Below are 20852 nucleotides of genomic sequence, written 5' to 3'. Positions count from 1 at the left end.
CTATGTCTACAACAACGTTAACCCGCCGCGAGCAGCGCGCTAAAGCCCAGCATTTTATCGATACGCTGGAAGGCACCGCATTTCCCAACTCGAAACGCATCTACGTGACCGGTTCGCAGCATGATATTCGCGTACCGATGCGCGAAATTCAACTTAGCCCAACGCTCATCGGCGGCAGCAAAGACAACCCGCAGTTTGAAGAGAACGAAGCCGTGCCGGTGTACGACACCTCCGGCCCCTATGGCGATCCTGAGGTGGCGATTAACGTCCAGCAGGGTCTGGCGAAACTGCGCCAGCCATGGATTGACGCACGTAACGATAGCGAAGAATTAGACGACCGTAGCTCGGCTTATACCAGAGAACGTCTGGCCGACGATGGCCTGGACGATCTGCGTTTTACCGGCCTGCTGACGCCAAAACGCGCTAAAGCGGGCAAGCGCGTCACCCAGTTACACTACGCCCGCAACGGGATCGTCACTCCCGAAATGGAGTTCATCGCCATCCGTGAAAATATGGGCCGCGAGCGCATTCGCAGTGAAGTACTGCGCCACCAGCATCCGGGGATGAGCTTTGGCGCACGCCTGCCGGAAAACATCACCCCGGAATTCGTGCGTGATGAAGTCGCCGCCGGACGCGCCATCATCCCCGCCAACATCAACCACCCGGAATCGGAGCCGATGATTATTGGCCGCAACTTCCTGGTGAAGGTCAACGCCAATATCGGCAACTCGGCGGTGACCTCCTCTATCGAAGAAGAGGTGGAAAAACTGGTGTGGGCGACGCGCTGGGGGGCGGATACGGTAATGGACCTCTCCACCGGCCGCTATATTCACGAAACCCGTGAGTGGATCCTGCGTAACAGTCCGGTACCGATCGGCACCGTCCCGATCTACCAGGCGCTGGAGAAGGTCAACGGGATCGCCGAAGATCTTACCTGGGAAGCGTTCCGCGACACGCTGCTGGAGCAGGCAGAACAGGGCGTCGACTACTTCACCATTCACGCGGGCGTGCTGCTGCGTTACGTGCCGATGACCGCCAAACGCCTGACCGGGATTGTCTCACGCGGCGGTTCGATCATGGCAAAGTGGTGCCTCTCGCATCACAAAGAGAACTTCCTGTTCGAACATTTCCGCGAGATTTGCGAAATCTGCGCCGCCTACGACGTTTCCCTGTCGCTGGGCGACGGCCTGCGACCGGGATCGATTCAGGACGCGAACGACGAAGCGCAGTTCTCCGAGCTGCATACGCTGGGCGAGCTGACCAAAATCGCCTGGGAATACGACGTGCAGGTGATGATTGAAGGCCCGGGCCACGTGCCGATGCATATGATTCAGCGCAACATGACCGAAGAGCTGGAGCACTGCCATGAAGCGCCGTTCTACACCTTAGGGCCGCTGACTACCGATATCGCGCCGGGCTATGACCACTTCACCTCCGGCATTGGCGCGGCGATGATCGGCTGGTTCGGCTGTGCGATGCTGTGTTACGTGACGCCGAAAGAGCATCTCGGCCTGCCAAACAAAGAAGATGTGAAGCAGGGGCTGATCACCTACAAGATCGCCGCCCACGCCGCTGACTTAGCCAAAGGGCATCCGGGCGCGCAGATTCGCGATAACGCGATGTCGAAAGCGCGCTTTGAATTCCGCTGGGAAGACCAGTTTAACCTCGCGCTCGACCCGTTCACCGCCCGCGCCTGGCACGATGAAACCCTGCCGCAGGAGTCCGGTAAGGTCGCCCACTTCTGTTCCATGTGTGGGCCGAAATTCTGCTCAATGAAAATCAGCCAGGAAGTTCGTGATTACGCCGCCGCACAAGCCATTGAAGTCGGCATGGCGGATATGTCGGAAAACTTCCGCGCCAAAGGCGGCGAAATTTATCTCAAGCGGGAGGAGGCCTGATGTACCAGCCTGATTTCCCGACCGTGCCGTTCCGTCTCGGACTTTACCCGGTGGTGGACAGCGTGGCATGGATTGAGCGTCTACTGGAGGCGGGCGTGCGCACGATCCAGTTGCGTATCAAAGATAAACGCGATGAAGAGGTGGAAGCGGACATTATCGCCGCCATCGCACTGGGGCGTCGTTATGACGCCCGGCTGTTCATCAACGATTACTGGCGTCTGGCAATTAAGCACCGCGCTTACGGCGTGCATCTGGGCCAGGAAGACCTTGAAACCACCGACCTGGAGGCGATTCAGGCGGCGGGGCTACGCCTGGGCGTATCCACTCACGATGATATGGAGATAGACATCGCGCTCGCCGCTAAGCCTTCTTATATCGCGCTGGGTCATGTCTTCCCCACGCAAACCAAGCAGATGCCTTCCGCCCCGCAGGGGCTGGCGCAGTTGGCGCGGCATATTGAACGTCTGGCGGATTACCCGACCGTGGCAATTGGCGGCATCAGCCTTGAACGCGCTCCGGCGGTGCTGGCGACCGGCGTCGGCAGTATTGCCGTGGTCAGCGCCATCACCCAGGCCGCCGACTGGCGCGCCGCTACGCAACAGTTACTTGCAATCGCAGGAGTCGGCGATGAATGACCGTGACTTTATGCGCTACAGCCGGCAAATCCTGCTCGGCGATATCGCCATTGAAGGCCAGCAAAAGTTGCTCGCGAGTCATGTCCTGATCGTGGGTTTAGGCGGGTTGGGTTCACCCGCCGCGCTATATCTGACGGGAGCAGGCATCGGCAAACTGACGCTGGTAGACGATGACGACATTCATCTGAGCAATTTGCAGCGCCAGATTCTATTTACCACCGATGATATCGCAGGTTCAAAATCTCAGGTTGCCCGGCAGCGCCTGACACGGCTCAACCCGGATATCGAACTGGTGTCGCTCCAACAGCGGCTGCAAGGCGAGGCGCTCCGACATGCGGTCGCGCGTGCCGACGTAGTGCTCGACTGTACCGACAACATGGCCACGCGCCAGGAAATTAACGCCGCCTGCGTGGCGCTCAACACTCCGTTAATTTCCGCCAGCGCCGTCGGCTTTGGCGGCCAGCTAATGGTCCTCACACCACCGTGGGAACAAGGCTGTTACCGCTGCCTGTGGCCGGACGATGTCGAGCCTGAACGCAACTGCCGTACCGCCGGTATCGTCGGACCGGTTGTTGGCGTGATGGGCACTTTGCAGGCGCTGGAGGCAATCAAATTACTCAGCGGGATGGAAACGCCGAGTGGCGAGCTACGCCTGTTTGACGGTAAAACCAGCCAGTGGCGCAGCCTGGCGCTGCGTCGTGCCAGCGGCTGTCCGGTCTGCGGAGGGCAACATGCAGATTCAGTTCAATGATGAACCGATGCAGTGCGCCGCAGGGCAAACCGTCAATGAGCTGCTTGCTGCGCTTAATCAGCTTAAACCGGGCGCGGCGCTGGCGCTCAATCAGCAGATCCTGCCACGCGAGCAATGGCGGCAACATATCGTGCAGGAAGGCGACCAGATCCTGCTTTTTCACGTTATAGCAGGAGGTTGAGATGTTACGTATTGCCGACAAAACGTTTAATTCACATCTGTTCACCGGCACCGGAAAATTTGCTTCGTCGCAGCTGATGGTCGAGGCGATTCGCGCCTCCGGCAGCCAGTTGGTGACGCTGGCGATGAAGCGCGTGGATTTACGTCAGCACAACGACGCTATCCTCATGCCGCTCATTGAAGCGGGCGTCACGCTGCTGCCCAATACTTCAGGGGCGAAAACTGCCGAAGAGGCGATTTTCGCCGCCCAACTGGCGCGTGAAGCGCTGGGTACCCACTGGCTGAAATTAGAAATCCACCCGGACGCCCGCTGGCTATTGCCGGACCCGATTGAAACGCTAAAAGCCGCCGAGGCGCTGGTGAAGCAGGGTTTTGTGGTGCTGCCCTACTGCGGCGCGGATCCGGTGTTGTGCAAGCGGCTGGAAGAGGTCGGCTGCGCGGCGGTGATGCCGCTTGGCGCGCCCATCGGTTCGAATCAGGGGCTGGAAACCAAAGCGATGCTGGAGATTATTATCCAGCAGTCCACCGTACCGGTGGTGGTCGACGCCGGGATCGGCGTCCCCAGCCACGCGACGCAGGCGCTGGAAATGGGCGCAGATGCGGTACTGGTCAACACCGCAATTGCCGTGGCGGATGACCCGGTGATGATGGCAACCGCTTTCCGCCTGGCTGTAGAAGCGGGAGTACTGGCGCGCCAGGCTGTGCCAGGAAGCAAAAGTTCGCAGGCCAGCGCCACCAGCCCGCTCACCGGGTTTCTGGAGGCGTTAGCATGAAAACCTTCACCGACCGATGGCGGCAACTGGAGTGGGACGATATTCGCCTGCGTATCAACGGTAAAACCGCCGCCGACGTGGAGCGCGCGCTGAACGCAGCGCATCTTAGCCGGGACGATTTGATGGCGCTGCTCTCCCCCGCCGCCGCCGATTATCTGGAACCGATGGCGCAGCGCGCGCAAAAACTTACCCGCCAGCGCTTTGGCAACACCGTCAGTTTCTATGTGCCGCTTTATCTCTCGAACCTGTGCGCCAACGACTGTACCTACTGCGGTTTCTCGATGAGCAACCGCATTAAGCGTAAAACGCTGGATGAGGTGGATATTCAAAGGGAGTGCGATGCTATCCGTAAACTGGGCTTTGAGCATCTGTTGCTGGTGACTGGCGAACATCAGGCCAAAGTAGGCATGGACTATTTTCGTCGTCATTTACCGGCTATCCGCCGTCAATTTTCATCATTACAGATGGAAGTCCAGCCCTTGTCGCAAGAAAACTATGCGGAGCTCAAAACGCTGGGGATCGATGGCGTGATGGTTTATCAGGAAACTTACCATGAGGCAATCTATGCACAGCATCACCTGAAGGGAAAGAAACAGGACTTTTTCTGGCGGCTGGAAACGCCGGATCGGTTAGGTCGGGCAGGTATCGACAAAATCGGTCTTGGCGCGCTGATTGGGCTTTCTGACAGTTGGCGGGTGGACTGCTATATGGTGGCGGAGCATCTGTTGTGGATGCAGAAACACTACTGGCAGAGTCGCTATTCTGTTTCCTTCCCGCGTCTGCGTCCGTGTACTGGCGGTGTGGAACCCGCATCTGTGATGGATGAAAAGCAACTGGTGCAAACGATTTGCGCTTTCCGGTTATTGGCGCCGGAAATTGAATTATCACTCTCCACCCGCGAATCGCCGTGGTTTCGCGATAACGTGATCCCGCTGGCGATCAACAACGTTAGCGCCTTCTCGAAAACCCAGCCCGGTGGCTACGCTGACGATCATCCGGAACTTGAGCAGTTTTCTCCCCACGATGCCCGTCGGCCTGAAGCCGTAGCAAGCGCGTTAAGCGCGCAAGGGTTACAGCCCGTCTGGAAAGACTGGGACAGTTGGCTGGGGCGCGCTTCGCAAATGCGGTGAACCCGTATGTAAACGCATTAGTATTTCACAAGCGAGTACGTAATGTGAAAAACGGGAGATTGTTATCGACCTCCCGTTTTTTTATTTTGTCATCGTCAGCAACAGAAGCTGACCAGGGCAAAGTATCCCTTCCTCATTTTTGCCCAGCCTTCTCCCCTTCATCAGTAATTGACGACCGAGGGCTGGCCACTGGATTATCGAAATAGCGGTGAACTTGAAGTTTTTGGGCAGCGTTCCTGACTGTAATTTCTCTGGCGGCCCTCTTCCAACCGTGTCTGCTGATCGTTTTTGTCCATAAAATGATGCCCCAGAACAACGGGAATCAGGGGCGAACCCATCAGGGAAAAATGTGTTGCGGCCGAACGCCGATGGGAACGTTACTTGACGGAAAACGCATCTGGGCTGAGGAAAATTTAAGCCAGATGTAATCTGACAGATATCTGTATAAATAAAATTGTTATTTAATAACCAATTAAATTATTTAAGCTCTTCTTACTCCCATATTTCACAAGGAATGCCGTATATCTCCGTTCTGAACAGCACTGCGATTTTAAAGTGGCGTTGTAGTAGAGAAAACTGAGCATCAAATATTTTTTCGCCGAAACTTGATAGTTTATGCCAATATTTTATGTATTCAATAGCATGATTATTGCCATTTCCACTACGACACATGCCTCGCCCATGAACTTTGCGTAAACTGACTGGTATTCATTATAATGTTATCATGCTTAAACTCAATAAAATCGCAAAAAGAATTATAATTTTCATTTAAAGAATAATTAAAATGTTTTCTAATTCCATTACATACACCATCAGAATAGGGATCAGCATCAAATTTAGTATGCATTATTTCCAATCCAGCAAGTAAAGCCGGGTGGTTATTGCGATCAACAGCTATTATCCCGTTTTCCATAGAAGCACGGCCATCTATCCTTTCTACATGAACAGCGATTCCATCCGGAATATATATACCCCCCAGTTTTTCCGTGATAATCATATCAGCATCGAGATATATACACCCACTATTTGTTGATAAATCATAACGCCCAACCTTATCCGCCTCCAAAAATAACTGACCAGCCTTTAACATAGCCATATTCCTGTAAAAATCAAACCATCCATGGCCTTTATCCAGTAAGTAAGATTTAATTAATGAATCATTACCCTCTTGAATATCACTCAATTCTTTCTTCAATAGCTGCAGTAAATGATAATCCCTTTTTTCTTCTGGCATGGACTCTTGCTTAGAAATATTTTCCATATAAATTTCTGATAATTTTTTATCGTACATGCTAAAGTCAATATCATTTCTATATATGATTTTTATGTTTTCATAGTCATACTCAAGTTTTGAAAAAGCATCCTTTTGTCCCGGAAAAAAATCACCATCTACAAAAATACCTATAAGACGTTCTTTTTCAATTGTTGCTGCTTTAATGATATTGTTAAGGTAGGGGGTTTTCTCTGTGTTAATTATAGGTATATCATTTTTCCCAAAGCGAGCAGGATTCCGCTCAAACCACTGGAAAAGAAGAGGGGTTTTCTCATCTAAAAAGCACAAGGGATAATCTTTTCCATTAAAACTTGTAAACTGAATGTCCCTGTTGGTAACAGTTTTAGCCAATTCATTTTTTGAAAGCGCGGGAACATATCTATTTAATGGTGGAATCATAACAATTAAATGCTCCATGCTTACTTCATTACATATTTTACATGATGATTATTAGCACATGTTTTTTAGCGTTGCAATCGCTGTCAGCTAAAAGATGCTAAACTAAGCATTAACCGGTGGATACATAAATACCCTACTAGTGAGCAGTTAAATAAATAACTTGTTAACTTTATTTTTATTCCAGAAATGGCATCATATTTATAATTCCTGTAATAAGGGCAAACAAAGACCTTAATGGAATTAAATGCTTCATTTAATGATTTAAAATTTCCCGCGTAAACAACCAATAAAACAGGTTTATCATTTAATGTATGAACAGCAGGCATTTTATAATGACGAGCCAATAGACTTTAATAACTTAGATTTATGGGATAAATTTAAAGTCACATTTGGATTTAATGTTACAGAAAAAAACAAACCCAATGGTAAAAAATTCAATTTTGAGTATTGTGGATTCTCTACTTTTATTACGCCAGTTGATAGCGTTGACGGGATTTTAGCAAAGTGGTTCTCAAACAAACATAATGTAATTGTCCCAACGCCTTATACATTCGGTCAGGACCCCATTCCTGGCGTCAATCTTTATCGTAATACAAAAGCAAAATTTGTTATGGCTAACGGCGGTAATAGTCTTCCCTGTGCGATGGCAAAATATAATGCAAAAACTGGACAATTTATTCATATAACCAGTGACAATGAGTTTTCACAAATAATGCGAGAAGCAAGAGTCATGAAAAAATAATTCATTTATTCATTAAATTTATAATTACAGATAAAATTAAAAGCCAGCATGGCATTGAAAAATAAAAAACTTCTTTTTTGGCTTTGCTGGTATTTATTCTGCCAATAATAATAGTGGCAATGATAAAAAGACAATAGATAAATATCAGCAGAGGGTTATGTTGCAATATATTCAATGACAAAAACAATAAAAACCCAGAGAGAAGTTTTGAGATCCTAATTTTTCTTGTAAATAAAAAAAACCAAACACTAAATAAAATAATGAAATGATTGCTGGCATTTCCCCTTCCCTGTAACAACTTGATGTACAAGCCCCAGCACAATGCTGGTGGAGGGACAAATACCCCTCCACCATTTAACGATTACTCGTTATCAGAACCGCCCAGACCTGCGTTCAGCAGTTCTGCCAGGCTGGCAGATGCATCTTCCGCAGTGACCTGCGGTGCTGCTGGCTGCTCGCCTGCGGCGCGACGGCGCATACGATCCTGGTGGTACGCATAACCGGTACCGGCCGGAATCAGACGACCCACGATAACGTTCTCTTTCAGGCCGCGCAGTTCGTCGCGTTTGCCCGCAACGGCTGCTTCGGTCAGGACACGCGTGGTCTCCTGGAACGATGCGGCAGAGATGAACGATTCGGTTGCCAGAGACGCTTTGGTGATACCCAACAGATCGCGGGAGAAGGTAGCCCCCACTTTGCCGTTCGCTTCCAGCTCGCGATTAGCGATCTTGACGCGAGAGTATTCAACCTGTTCGCCTTCCAGGAAGTCGGAACTACCGGCGCTTTCGATGGTCGCTTTACGCAGCATCTGACGAACGATAACTTCGATGTGTTTATCGTTAATCTTAACGCCCTGCAGACGGTATACATCCTGGACTTCGTTAACGATGTAACGCGTCACAGCATGAACGCCACGCAGACGCAGAATGTCGTGCGGCGCTTCCGGACCATCGGAAATCACATCACCACGTTCTACACGTTCCCCTTCGAACACGTTGAGCTGACGCCATTTCGGAATCATCTCTTCGTACGGGTCACTACCATCAACCGGCGTAATCACCAGACGACGTTTGCCTTTGGTTTCTTTACCGAAGGAAACGATACCTGCGATTTCAGCAAGGATTGCCGGCTCTTTCGGACGACGCGCTTCGAACAGGTCCGCAACGCGCGGCAGACCACCGGTGATATCCTTGGTACCGCCGGATTCCTGCGGAATACGCGCCAGGGTGTCACCAGAACTGATCTGTACGCCATCTTCCAGCTGTACAATCGCTTTACCCGGCAGGAAGTACTGCGCAGGCATATCGGTACCCGGGATCAGAACGTCATTACCCTGAGCATCAACGATTTTCAGCGCCGGACGCAGATCCTTACCACCAGTAGTACGTTCAGCCGAATCCAGAACCACCAGCGAAGACAAACCGGTCAGCTCGTCGGTCTGACGCGTAATGGTCTGACCGTCGATCATGTCAGTGAAGCGGATGAAACCACTCACTTCGGTGATAACCGGCATGGTGTGCGGGTCCCAGTTTGCCACGGTTTCGCCGCCGGCAACCTGCTCGCCATCACCTTTCGCCATGACAGCGCCATAAGGCACTTTATAGCTCTCTTTGGTACGACCGAATTCGTCGATCAGCTTCAGTTCGGTGTTACGGGAAGTGATAACCAGTTTACCGCTGGAGTTCACAACCGACTTCACGTTGCTGAGCTTGATGCTACCTTTGTTTTTCACCTGAATGCTGGATTCAGCAGCCGCACGCGATGCCGCACCACCGATGTGGAACGTACGCATCGTCAGCTGTGTACCCGGTTCACCGATGGACTGTGCCGCGATAACGCCGATAGCTTCACCTTTGTTGATGATGTGGCCACGCGCCAGGTCACGACCATAGCAGTGCGCACATACACCAAAGTCGGTGTCGCAGGATACAACGGAACGCACTTTAACGGCGTCAACGGAGTTTGCTTCCAGCAGGTCACACCACTGTTCGTGCAGCAACGTGTTGCGTGGAACCAGAATGTCCGCGGTACCCGGTTTCAGCACATCTTCCGCCGTCACACGACCCAGAACGCGGTCACGCAGCGGCTCTTTCACGTCGCCACCCTCGATAACCGGGGTCATCAGGATACCTTCGTGCGTACCACAGTCATCTTCGGTCACCACCAGATCCTGCGCGACGTCAACCAGACGACGGGTCAGATAACCGGAGTTCGCTGTTTTCAGTGCGGTATCCGCCAGACCTTTACGCGCACCGTGCGTGGAGATGAAGTACTGGAGTACGTTCAGACCTTCACGGAAGTTCGCGGTGATTGGCGTTTCGATGATGGAGCCATCTGGCTTCGCCATCAGACCACGCATACCGGCCAGCTGACGAATCTGTGCCGCAGAACCACGCGCACCGGAGTCGGCCATCATGTAGATGCTGTTGAAGGAAACCTGCTGCTCTTCCTGGCCGTCACGGTTAATCACGGTTTCGGTTTGCAGGTTATCCATCATCGCTTTGGATACACGATCGTTCGCCGCAGCCCAGATATCGATAACTTTGTTATAGCGTTCGCCAGCGGTTACCAGACCGGACTGGAACTGCTCCTGGATCTCAGCAACTTCAGCTTCCGCCTCAGAGATGATCTCGTGTTTTTTCTCCGGGATGACCATGTCATCAATACCAACGGACGCACCTGAACGCGCTGCATAAGCAAAGCCGGTGTACATCGTCTGGTCCGCAAAAATAACGGTCGGTTTCAGACCCAGAATACGGTAGCAAGTGTTCAGCATTTTGGAGATCGCTTTCTTGCCCAGCGCCTGGTTGACGATGGAGAAAGGCAGACCTTTCGGTACGATCATCCACAGAATGGCGCGACCAACGGTCGTGTCTTTCAGGCTGGTGTGCGCAACAAATTCGCCGTTTTCATCTTTTTCATATTCAGTGATACGCACTTTAACGCGCGCATGCAGAGAGGCCAGACCTGCGCGATAGATACGCTCAGCTTCTTTCGGGCCAGTCAGCACCATGCCTTCGCCTTTGGCGTTAACACAGTCACGGGTCATGTAGTACAGACCCAGTACCACGTCCTGAGACGGAACGATGATAGGTTCGCCGTTCGCCGGAGACAGGATGTTGTTGGTGGACATCATCAGCGCACGCGCTTCCAGCTGGGCTTCCAGCGTCAGCGGTACGTGAACAGCCATCTGGTCACCATCGAAGTCGGCGTTATAGGCCGCACAGACCAGCGGGTGCAGCTGGATAGCTTTACCTTCGATCAGTACCGGTTCGAATGCCTGGATACCCAAACGGTGCAGAGTCGGCGCACGGTTCAGCAGTACCGGGTGTTCGCGGATCACTTCGTCCAGGATATCCCAAACGACAGCTTCTTCACGCTCAACCATTTTCTTCGCGGCTTTGATGGTGGTGGCCAGACCACGCAGTTCCAGCTTGCCGTAGATGAACGGTTTGAACAGCTCCAGCGCCATTTTCTTCGGCAGACCGCACTGATGCAGACGCAGGTATGGACCTACGGTGATAACAGAACGACCGGAGTAGTCAACACGCTTACCGAGCAGGTTCTGACGGAAACGACCCTGTTTACCTTTGATCATGTCGGCCAAAGATTTCAGAGGACGCTTGTTAGAACCGGTGATCGCACGACCGCGACGACCGTTATCCAGCAGGGCGTCAACCGCTTCCTGCAGCATACGTTTTTCGTTACGTACGATGATGTCCGGCGCAGCCAGATCCAGCAGACGCTTCAGACGGTTGTTACGGTTAATGACGCGACGATACAGATCGTTCAGATCTGACGTGGCGAAACGACCACCATCCAGCGGAACCAGCGGACGCAGATCTGGCGGCAGAACCGGCAGAACGGTCAGGATCATCCACTCTGGCTTGTTGCCAGACTGTACGAAGGCTTCCAGCAGTTTGATACGCTTGGTCAGCTTCTTACGCTTGGTTTCGGAGTTGGTTTCGTTCAGCTCTTCGCGCAGAGTTTCACACTCTTGCTCCAGATCCATGCTCTTCAGCAGGGCCTGGATAGCTTCCGCACCCATCTTCGCGTCGAATTCGTCACCGAACTCTTCCAGCGCGTCCAGATACTGCTCTTCAGTCAGGATCTGTTGACGTTCCAGGTTGGTCATACCGCCTTCGATAACCACATAAGATTCGAAGTACAGTACGCGTTCGATATCGCGCAACGGCATATCGAGCAGCAGACCGATACGGGACGGCAGCGATTTCAGGAACCAGATGTGAGCAGTCGGAGACGCCAGCTCGATGTGGCCCATACGCTCACGGCGTACTTTGGTCTGGGTCACTTCAACGCCGCACTTCTCACAAATAACACCACGGTGTTTCAGGCGCTTGTACTTACCGCACAGGCACTCGTAGTCTTTTACCGGCCCAAAGATACGGGCGCAGAAAAGGCCGTCACGCTCAGGTTTGAACGTACGGTAGTTGATGGTTTCCGGCTTTTTAACTTCACCGAAAGACCATGAACGGATCATGTCTGGCGAAGCCAGAGCAATTTTGATCGCATCAAACTCTTCGGTTTTAGTCTGCGCTTTCAGAAACTTTAATAAATCTTTCACGGATTTGCTCCCGTCGGAGTTAGCACAATCTGGTGTCGGGTTTTACCCCGACACCAGTGACCTGTTTGAGCGAGAATTACTCGTCTTCCAGTTCGATGTTGATGCCCAGCGAGCGGATCTCTTTCAACAGAACGTTGAAGGATTCCGGCATACCCGGTTCCATCTGATGGTTGCCGTCCACGATGTTCTTATACATCTTAGTACGGCCGTTCACGTCATCAGACTTAACGGTGAGCATTTCCTGCAGGGTGTAGGCGGCGCCGTAAGCTTCCAGCGCCCACACTTCCATCTCCCCGAAGCGCTGACCACCGAACTGCGCCTTACCACCCAGCGGCTGCTGAGTAACCAGGCTGTAAGAACCGGTAGAACGCGCATGCATCTTGTCATCAACCAGGTGGTTCAGTTTCAGCATGTACATGTAACCGACGGTTACCGGACGTTCGAACTGTTCACCCGTACGGCCATCGAACAGGGTGATCTGACCGGAGGTCGGCAGATCGCCCAGTTTCAGCAGCTCTTTGATTTCCGCTTCTTTCGCACCGTCAAACACTGGTGTGGCAATCGGCATACCTTTACGCAGGTTTTCTGCCAGACGCAGCACTTCATCATCGCTGAAGGAGCTCAGGTCGACTTTCTGACGAACGTCGGCGCCCAGATCGTAGGCACGCTGGATGAATTCGCGCAGTTTCGCGACTTCCTGCTGCTGTTTCAGCATGGCGTTAATCTTGTCGCCAATACCTTTCGCAGCCATACCCAGGTGGGTTTCCAGAATCTGACCAATGTTCATACGAGACGGTACGCCCAGCGGGTTCAGTACGATGTCTACCGGCGTGCCGTTTTCATCGTAAGGCATGTCTTCGATCGGGTTGATCTTAGAGATAACACCCTTGTTACCGTGACGACCTGCCATCTTATCACCCGGCTGGATACGGCGTTTAACGGCCAGATAGACCTTCACGATCTTCAGCACGCCCGGCGCCAGATCGTCGCCCTGGGTGATTTTACGGCGCTTCGCTTCAAGTTTTTTCTCGAACTCGTGTTTCAGTTCGTCATACTGCTCAGCCAGTTGTTCCAGCTGATTTTGTTTCTCTTCGTCGGTCAGACCGAGTTCCAGCCAGCGGTCGCGCGGCAGTTTGTCGAGCTTCTCAGCTTCAACGCCGCCGGACACCAGCACCGCACGGATACGGCTAAACAGGCCCGCTTCGAGGATCTGCAGTTCTTCAGACAGGTCTTTTTTCGCCTGCTTGAGCTGCATCTCTTCGATTTCCAGAGCACGTTTGTCTTTTTCTACGCCATCGCGAGTAAAGACCTGAACGTCGATAACCGTACCGGAGACACCGTTAGGTACGCGCAGAGAAGAGTCTTTAACGTCAGACGCTTTCTCACCGAAGATCGCACGCAGCAGTTTCTCTTCCGGCGTCAGCTGGGTTTCACCTTTCGGCGTTACCTTACCGACCAGAATGTCACCGCCGGTCACTTCCGCGCCGATGTAAACGATACCGGATTCATCCAGTTTGGAGAGCGCAGCTTCACCCACGTTCGGGATATCAGCGGTGATCTCTTCCGGCCCCAGCTTGGTGTCACGGGACACGCACGCCAGTTCCTGAATGTGGATGGTGGTGAAACGGTCTTCCTGGACAACACGCTCGGATACGAGGATGGAGTCTTCGAAGTTGTAGCCGTTCCACGGCATGAACGCCACGCGCATGTTCTGACCGAGCGCCAGTTCACCGAGGTCGGTGGACGGACCGTCTGCCAGCACGTCGCCGCGTTCAACCGGCTCGCCCAGAGACACACATGGCATCTGGTTGATACAGGTGTTCTGGTTAGAGCGGGTGTATTTGGTCAGGTTATAGATGTCGATACCTGCTTCACCCGGGTACATCTCGTCTTCGTTAACTTTGATAACGATACGGGATGCATCCACGTACTGAACAGTACCGCCACGTTTAGCTACTGCAGTAACACCGGAGTCGACGGCGACAGCACGTTCCATACCGGTACCCACCAGCGGCTTATCAGCGCGCAGAGTCGGAACCGCCTGACGTTGCATGTTCGCACCCATCAATGCACGGTTGGCGTCATCGTGTTCCAGGAACGGGATCAGGGACGCACCGACGGAGACCACCTGCTGGGTGGAAACGTCCATGTAGTCAACCTGGTCACGGCTGAACAAGCTGGATTCGCCTTTGCTACGGCAGGTAACCAGATCTTCTACAAAGTGGCCTTCGTCATCCAGGTTGGAGTTCGCCTGAGCGATAACGTAGTTGCCTTCTTCGATAGCAGACAGGTAATGAATTTCGTCAGTGACCACGCCATCAACCACACGACGGTACGGCGTCTCAAGGAAGCCATATTCGTTAGTCTGTGCGTACACGGACAGGGAGTTGATCAGACCGATGTTCGGACCTTCCGGCGTTTCGATAGGACACACGCGACCGTAGTGCGTCGGGTGTACGTCTCGAACTTCGAAGCCTGCGCGTTCGCGGGTCAGACCACCTGGGCCGAGTGCGGAGATACGGCGTTTGTGCGTAATCTCAGACAGTGGGTTGTTCTGGTCCATAAACTGAGACAGCTGGCTGGAACCAAAGAACTCTTTCACTGCGGCGGAAATCGGCTTGGCGTTGATCATATCCTGAGGCATCAGGGTATCCAGATCGCCCAGAGACAGACGCTCTTTCACCGCACGCTCTACACGCACCAGGCCAACGCGGAACTGGTTTTCCGCCATTTCGCCGACGGAACGGATACGACGGTTGCCGAGGTGGTCGATATCATCCACTTCGCCTTTACCGTTACGGATATCGATGAGCTTCTTCATGACATCAATGATGTCGTCTTTGCTCAGGATACCGGAACCTTCGATTTCGTCGCGCAGCAGAGAACGGTTGAACTTCATACGACCCACCGCAGACAGGTCATAGCGGTCTTCGGAGAAGAACAGGTTCTCAAACAGGCTTTCAGCCGCTTCACGAGTCGGCGGCTCACCAGGGCGCATCATGCGGTAGATTTCTACCAGCGCGCTCAGACGATCGTTAGTTGGGTCGACGCGTACCGTTTCAGAAATGTACGGGCCGTGGTCCAGATCGTTGGTAAACAGCGTTTCGATACGTTTGTGGCCGGACTGGCTCAGCTTAGCCAGCAGATCCAGGCTCAGCTCCATGTTCGCCGCGCAGATCAGCTCGCCAGTGGATTCGTCAACGTAGTCTTTAGAGACGACTTTACCTGCGATGTACTCAACCGGAACTTCGATATGCTTGATATCGTCTTTTTCCAGCTGACGGATGTGACGCGCGGTAATGCGACGACCTTTTTCAACGTACACTTTGCCGTTAGCTTCGATATCGAACGACGCGGTTTCGCCGCGCAGACGTTCTGGAATCAGCTCCATCTGCAGCTTGTTGTCGCGAATTTCGAAGACGACTTTCTCAAAGAACAGGTCAAGGATCTGCTCAGTGGTGTAGTTCAGCGCACGCAGAATGATGGTCGCAGGCAGTTTACGGCGACGGTCGATACGCACGAACAGGTTGTCCTTCGGATCGAATTCGAAGTCCAGCCAGGAACCACGGTAAGGAATGATGCGCGCGTTATACAGCACTTTACCCGAAGAGTGGGTTTTACCTTTGTCGGAGTCAAAGAAGACGCCCGGACTACGGTGCAGCTGAGAAACGATAACACGCTCAGTACCGTTGATAACAAAGGTACCGTTGTCGGTCATGAGCGGAATTTCGCCCATGTAGACTTCTTGTTCTTTAATGTCTTTAACGGTGCCTTCCGGCGCTTCGCGCTCGTAGATCACCAGACGCAGTTTTACGCGCAGCGGTGCGGAATAGGTCACGCCACGGATCTGACATTCCTGAACGTCAAACACCGGTTCGCCAAGGCGGTAGCTGACGTACTGCAGCTCGGAATTACCGCTGTAGCTCTGAATCGGGAACACGGAACGGAAGGCTGCTTCCAGGCCGTACTGCCCTTCAGGATCTTGCTCGATAAACTTCTGAAACGAGTCAAGCTGGATAGAAAGGAGATAAGGTACATCCAGAACTTGTGGACGTTTACCAAAATCCTTACGAATACGTTTTTTCTCGGTATAGGAGTAAACCATAGGGTTCCTCAGCTCGCTGACAAGTCGACCCATCTGTCCTGCGGGGGACAGTTTGTGCAACACTATTTTGTTGACCGGAAAATGGATACTTTCCGCAATGCCTGTTGCTATCACGCTTAAACCATTTCATTGCGATTTACACAGAACGTACGCTCTGTCGCAGTATATTAAGTCGTCGATAGAAACAAGCATTGAAAGGCACAGCAGTAGTCAAACAGTGTGAAACGCTACTGGCGCCTTACAGCGCAAAAAGGCTGGTGACTAAAAAGTCACCAGCCATCAGCCTGATTTCTCAGGCTGCAACCGGAAGGGTTGGCTTATTTAACTTCAACTTCAGCGCCAGCTTCTTCCAGAGATTTTTTCAGTGCTTCAGCGTCATCTTTGCTCACGCCTTCTTTCAGAGCGGCCGGAGCAGATTCTACCAGGTCTTTAGCTTCTTTCAGACCCAGGCCAGTTGCGCCACGTACTGCTTTGATAACAGCAACTTTGTTAGCGCCAGCAGCTTTCAGAATTACGTCGAATTCAGTTTTTTCTTCAGCAGCTTCAGCCGGGCCAGCAGCTACAGCTACAGCAGCAGCAGCGGAAACACCGAATTTTTCTTCCATTGCAGAAATCAGTTCTACAACGTCCATTACGGACATAGCGGATACTGCTTCAATGATTTGATCTTTAGTGATAGACATTTAAATTGTTCCTGAATATCAGAATAAGTTTATACGTAAGCAAATGCTTGATAAAGACAACTGCGATTACGCAGCTTCTTTTGCATCGCGTACAGCAGCCAGTGTGCGAACCAGTTTGCCAGCCGAAGCTTCTTTCATGGTTGCCATCAGGCGTGCAATTGCTTCTTCGTAGGTCGGCAGAGTTGCCAGGCGGTCGATCTGAGACGCCGGGATCAGCTCACCTTCAAAGGCTGCAGCTTTGACCTCAAATTTTGCATTCGCTTTCGCGAACTCTTTGAACAGACGAGCAGCAGCGCCCGGGTGTTCCATAGAGTATGCAATCAGGGTCGGACCAACAAACGTGTCTTTCAGGCACTCGAACTGAGTACCTTCAACGACGCGACGCAGCAGGGTGTTACGAACAACACGCATGTATACGCCAGCTTCACGACCTGCTTTACGCAGTTCAGTCATTTTATCTACAGTTACGCCACGGGAATCCGCAACTACTGCAGACAGCGCGCCTTTGGCTACTTCGCTGACTTCAGCAACAATCGCTTGTTTGTCTTGAAGATTTAAAGCCATTAGCTTTGCTCCTGGATGTTTGCCGGAACTCATGTTCCGGAACTCACTTCACTCATCTCAACGAGAAGAGCGTCTTAATACGGTGAGCAGAAACAAGCCAGAGTATCAAAAATAATCTTAGCGTTCTGTCACCGTCTACGCAGGGGATTAAGCCTCTTGCGAGACGCCTGCGGTCTTCGACGGAGGCCTGGATAGGCCAGGCTCCAACGAACAAATTCTTTCTATGACTTCGTCCTTTGAACCGCAGCTGTGTTAGCTGCGCTCGTTCACACCAGTCACATAGTTAACTATGCTCCTGGCGATTCACTCACTTGCTGCCTTGCTGCAATTCAAATGACTCGCATAGTGCTCTGTTATATTTCAACAGAATCGTGGGGGTAAGATTGTAGACAAAATCACCGCCCACGTAAAGACTAATCTTAGTTCGCAGATGCGCTCAGACCAGCCTGATCAACGGCAACGCCAGCACCCATGGTGGTGGAGATGCTAACTTTCTTGATGTACACGCCTTTCGCCTGGCTCGGTTTTGCTTTTTTCAGCGCAACCAGCAGAGCTTCCAGGTTTTCTTTCAGTTTGTCAGCGTCAAAGTCCACTTTACCGATGGTGGTGTGGATGATGCCGTTTTTGTCGTTACGGTAACGAACCTGACCTGCTTTAGCGTTCTTAACCGCTTCAGCAACGTTCGGCGTTACGGTACCGACTTTCGGGTTTGGCATCAGGCCGCGCGGACCCAGAACCTGGCCCAGCTGGCCAACAACGCGCATTGCATCCGGGGATGCGATAACAACGTCGAAGTTCATTTCGCCTTTCTTGATCTGGTCAGCCAGATCTTCCATACCTACCAGCTCAGCGCCAGCAGCTTTAGCTGCTTCAGCGTTCGGGCCCTGGGTAAATACGGCAACGCGAACAGAACGGCCAGTACCGTGCGGCAGTACAGTCGCGCCACGAACGTTCTGGTCAGATTTACGAGCATCGATGCCGAGGTTAACGGCAACGTCAACGCTTTCGTTGAATTTAGCAGTGGCCAGCTCTTTCAGCAGGGCAATAGCTTCGTTGATGTCGTACTGTTTGGTCGCATCAACTTTTTCACGGATCACGCGCATACGCTTGGTCAGTTTAGCCATTTCTTAGTCCTCCACTACCAGGCCCATGGAACGTGCAGTACCTTCGATGGAGCGAATCATCGCTTCAATGTCGGCACCAGTCATGTCGGCAGCTTTGGTCTGCGCGATTTCCTGCAGCTGAGCGCGGGAAATTTTACCTACTTTGTCTTTGTTCGGCTTGCCGGAACCAGACTTGATACCAGCCGCTTTTTTCAGCAGAACAGCTGCCGGAGGCGTTTTGGTAACGAAGGTGAAAGAACGGTCAGCGTAAACGGTAATAACAACCGGAATCGGCAGACCTTTTTCGATGGAATCCGTTTTTGCGTTGAACGCTTTGCAGAATTCCATGATGTTCACACCCTGCTGACCCAGTGCTGGACCAACCGGCGGACTCGGGTTCGCCATACCAGCTGCAACCTGCAGCTTGACGTAGGCTTGTACTTTCTTAGCCATTCTAAATTCCTCGAATTGGGTAGTATCGCTTCAAAGAAGCTCCCCGTGATAAATATCGCTTTATGGGCATAAGGCCCATAAAAACAAAAGGCGCGAAATTGTATGTCAATTTCGCGCCCTATGCAACGATTAGATCGCTGCTTTTTTGATCGCAGCCTTACGCTTTCTCAACCTGGCTGAAGTCCAGCTCTACCGGGGTCGCACGACCGAAGATAGAAACAGACACTTTCAGGCGAGACTTCTCATAATCGACTTCTTCGACAACGCCGTTAAAGTCTGCGAACGGACCGTCGTTAACACGAACCATTTCACCCGGTTCAAACAGAGTTTTCGGCCGCGGCTTATCGCCAACCTGCTGCAGGCGGTTCATGATCGCATCGACTTCTTTGTCGCTGATCGGCGCCGGACGGTCTGACGTACCGCCGATAAAGCCCATCACACGCGGCACGCTGCGCACCAGGTGCCAGCTTGCGTCGTTCATGACCATCTGGACCAGAACGTAACCCGGGAAGAATTTGCGTTCGCTTTTGCGACGCTGGCCGCCACGGATCTCAACGACTTCTTCAGTCGGCACCATGACTTCGCCAAACAGCTCTTCCATATTGTGTAATTTGATATGCTCGCGCAGCGATGTGGCTACGCGGCCTTCAAAACCGGAAAACGCCTGAACGACGTACCAGCGCTTTTTAGGTGCTTCAGACATCTCAGAACCTCAGGCCAGTGATAAAGGATACCAGGCGAACCAGAATACCATCCAGTCCCCACAGGATCAGTGACATAACTGCGGTAACCGCAGCGACGATCAGCGTGGTGTGCAGCGTTTCCTGGCGAGTCGGCCAAATGACCTTACGGACTTCGGTTCTCGCTTCACGGGCAAAAGCAACGGTTGCTTTACCTTTTGTCGTCAACAGCGCGACACCACCCGCTGCAGCAATCAGAATTACTACGGCCAGCGCACGCAGCGGCAGCATCATGTCGCGATAGAGGTAGTTGCCGACGATTGCGACGATCAGCAATATGGCAACAACTATCCACTTCATCGCTTCCAGGCCGCGCCCGCTCCCTTGAGCTTCGGTATTCGCACTCATAAACCAACCTGTCAGAAGTATTCTACAAACATTTTCACCCCGCAATCGCGAGGCAATCCAAATCGAAACGCTTATTCGCCTTTCGGATTATACGCCCTCTACAGAGCCTGTCTCAGCAATGATTATGACAAATAAAATCACTGATGAGCCAGGTTCTGGTGTGAAAGCGTGCAAAAAGGGCATCAAATGATGCCCTTTTATTGCGCATTGCGTCAAATGTTATCAGCGATTAGCCGAGAACTTTAGCAACAACGCCCGCGCCAACGGTACGGCCGCCTTCACGGATTGCGAAACGCAGACCGTCGTCCATTGCGATCGGGTGGATCAGGGTAACAACCATTTTGATGTTGTCGCCCGGCATTACCATCTCTACGCCTTCCGGCAGTTCGATGGTACCAGTCACGTCAGTAGTGCGGAAGTAGAACTGCGGACGGTAGCCTTTGAAGAACGGAGTATGACGGCCGCCTTCATCTTTGGACAGAATGTACAC

At 52.2% G+C, this 20852-nt stretch carries 15 protein-coding genes and 5 pseudogenes; 8 read left to right on the top strand and 12 right to left on the bottom strand.

The window, feature by feature from the left end:
* Positions 1 to 2 precede the first annotated feature (2 nt).
* From thiC to thiH, 6 genes are read left to right on the top strand one after another with little or no spacing between them, the layout of a single operon-like run.
* Positions 3 to 1898: a phosphomethylpyrimidine synthase ThiC gene (gene thiC, locus ACLJPE_RS22720; RefSeq protein ID WP_023214836.1), complete on the top strand. Its 1896-nt coding sequence runs from the start codon at positions 3 to 5 to the stop codon at positions 1896 to 1898.
* Positions 1898 to 2533: a thiamine phosphate synthase gene (thiE, locus tag ACLJPE_RS22715; RefSeq protein WP_000284625.1), complete on the top strand. Its 636-nt coding sequence runs from the start codon at positions 1898 to 1900 to the stop codon at positions 2531 to 2533. Before thiC ends, thiE begins: the two co-directional genes overlap by 1 nt.
* Positions 2526 to 3284: a HesA/MoeB/ThiF family protein gene (locus ACLJPE_RS22710; RefSeq protein WP_000999766.1), complete on the top strand. Its 759-nt coding sequence runs from the start codon at positions 2526 to 2528 to the stop codon at positions 3282 to 3284. Before thiE ends, ACLJPE_RS22710 begins: the two co-directional genes overlap by 8 nt.
* Entirely contained in the window at positions 3265 to 3465 is a 201-nt protein-coding gene (thiS, locus tag ACLJPE_RS22705; RefSeq protein ID WP_001166828.1) for a sulfur carrier protein ThiS, read from the top strand. The genes ACLJPE_RS22710 and thiS overlap by 20 nt, the downstream gene beginning before the upstream one ends.
* A 1-nt stretch (position 3466) precedes the next feature.
* Positions 3467 to 4237 (top strand): thiazole synthase, encoded by a 771-nt coding sequence (gene thiG, locus ACLJPE_RS22700; RefSeq protein WP_000944126.1) that lies wholly within the window; start codon positions 3467 to 3469, stop codon positions 4235 to 4237.
* Positions 4234 to 5367 carry a 2-iminoacetate synthase ThiH gene (gene thiH, locus ACLJPE_RS22695; RefSeq protein WP_001609472.1) on the top strand — a complete coding sequence of 378 codons (1134 nt, stop codon included), beginning with the start codon at positions 4234 to 4236 and terminating at the stop codon, positions 5365 to 5367. Before thiG ends, thiH begins: the two co-directional genes overlap by 4 nt.
* Before the next feature lie 153 nt (positions 5368 to 5520).
* Here thiH and ACLJPE_RS22690 read toward each other — a convergent pair.
* A pseudogene (locus ACLJPE_RS22690) lies at positions 5521 to 5705 on the bottom strand (hypothetical protein); the annotation flags it as partial.
* Between ACLJPE_RS22690 and ACLJPE_RS22685 the strand changes: the two are divergent.
* Positions 5688 to 5795 (top strand): annotated as a pseudogene (locus ACLJPE_RS22685) (IS481 family transposase); the annotation flags it as partial. The pseudogenes ACLJPE_RS22690 and ACLJPE_RS22685 overlap by 18 nt on opposite strands.
* Before the next feature lie 233 nt (positions 5796 to 6028).
* On the opposite strand, the gene ACLJPE_RS22680 reads toward ACLJPE_RS22685, so the two are convergent.
* On the bottom strand, positions 6029 to 7057 hold the full coding sequence (locus ACLJPE_RS22680) for a type III secretion system effector arginine glycosyltransferase SseK1 (protein WP_023233074.1): 1029 nt from the start codon (positions 7055 to 7057) through the stop codon (positions 6029 to 6031).
* Between the two features lie 380 nt (positions 7058 to 7437).
* On the opposite strand from ACLJPE_RS22680, the pseudogene ACLJPE_RS22675 reads away from it, so the two are divergent.
* Positions 7438 to 7781: pseudogene (locus tag ACLJPE_RS22675) on the top strand (cytoplasmic protein).
* Between the two features lies 1 nt (position 7782).
* On the opposite strand, the pseudogene ACLJPE_RS22670 reads toward ACLJPE_RS22675, so the two are convergent.
* The 10 genes and pseudogenes from ACLJPE_RS22670 to tuf form a co-directional block, all read right to left on the bottom strand.
* A pseudogene (locus tag ACLJPE_RS22670) lies at positions 7783 to 8060 on the bottom strand (hypothetical protein).
* 82 nt (positions 8061 to 8142) lie between these two features.
* Positions 8143 to 12366, bottom strand: coding sequence for a DNA-directed RNA polymerase subunit beta' (rpoC, locus tag ACLJPE_RS22665; protein ID WP_000653963.1), 4224 nt, complete (start codon positions 12364 to 12366; stop codon positions 8143 to 8145).
* A 76-nt stretch (positions 12367 to 12442) separates the two neighbouring features.
* Entirely contained in the window at positions 12443 to 16471 is a 4029-nt protein-coding gene (rpoB, locus tag ACLJPE_RS22660; RefSeq protein WP_023136951.1) for a DNA-directed RNA polymerase subunit beta, read from the bottom strand.
* A 317-nt stretch (positions 16472 to 16788) separates the two neighbouring features.
* Positions 16789 to 17154: a 50S ribosomal protein L7/L12 gene (gene rplL, locus ACLJPE_RS22655; protein WP_000028882.1), complete on the bottom strand. Its 366-nt coding sequence runs from the start codon at positions 17152 to 17154 to the stop codon at positions 16789 to 16791.
* A gap of 66 nt (positions 17155 to 17220) precedes the next feature.
* Positions 17221 to 17718, bottom strand: a complete 498-nt coding sequence (gene rplJ, locus ACLJPE_RS22650) for a 50S ribosomal protein L10 (RefSeq protein ID WP_001207203.1) — start codon at positions 17716 to 17718, stop codon at positions 17221 to 17223.
* A gap of 419 nt (positions 17719 to 18137) precedes the next feature.
* A complete protein-coding gene (gene rplA / locus ACLJPE_RS22645; RefSeq protein WP_001096676.1) occupies positions 18138 to 18842 on the bottom strand; it encodes a 50S ribosomal protein L1 in 705 nt (234 codons plus the stop codon).
* Between the two features lie 3 nt (positions 18843 to 18845).
* Positions 18846 to 19274, bottom strand: a complete 429-nt coding sequence (gene rplK / locus ACLJPE_RS22640) for a 50S ribosomal protein L11 (RefSeq protein ID WP_001085925.1) — start codon at positions 19272 to 19274, stop codon at positions 18846 to 18848.
* A gap of 157 nt (positions 19275 to 19431) precedes the next feature.
* Entirely contained in the window at positions 19432 to 19977 is a 546-nt protein-coding gene (nusG, locus tag ACLJPE_RS22635; protein WP_001287521.1) for a transcription termination/antitermination protein NusG, read from the bottom strand.
* A 1-nt stretch (position 19978) separates the two neighbouring features.
* Positions 19979 to 20362 (bottom strand): preprotein translocase subunit SecE, encoded by a 384-nt coding sequence (secE, locus tag ACLJPE_RS22630; protein WP_001275691.1) that lies wholly within the window; start codon positions 20360 to 20362, stop codon positions 19979 to 19981.
* A 229-nt stretch (positions 20363 to 20591) separates the two neighbouring features.
* Positions 20592 to 20852 (bottom strand): annotated as a pseudogene (gene tuf / locus ACLJPE_RS22625) (elongation factor Tu); the annotation flags it as partial.

The sequence above is a fragment of the Salmonella sp. SAL04196 genome, assembly GCF_046550835.1.
Lineage (GTDB): Bacteria > Pseudomonadota > Gammaproteobacteria > Enterobacterales > Enterobacteriaceae > Salmonella > Salmonella enterica.
This window is presented reverse-complemented; position numbering and strand designations above follow the sequence as displayed.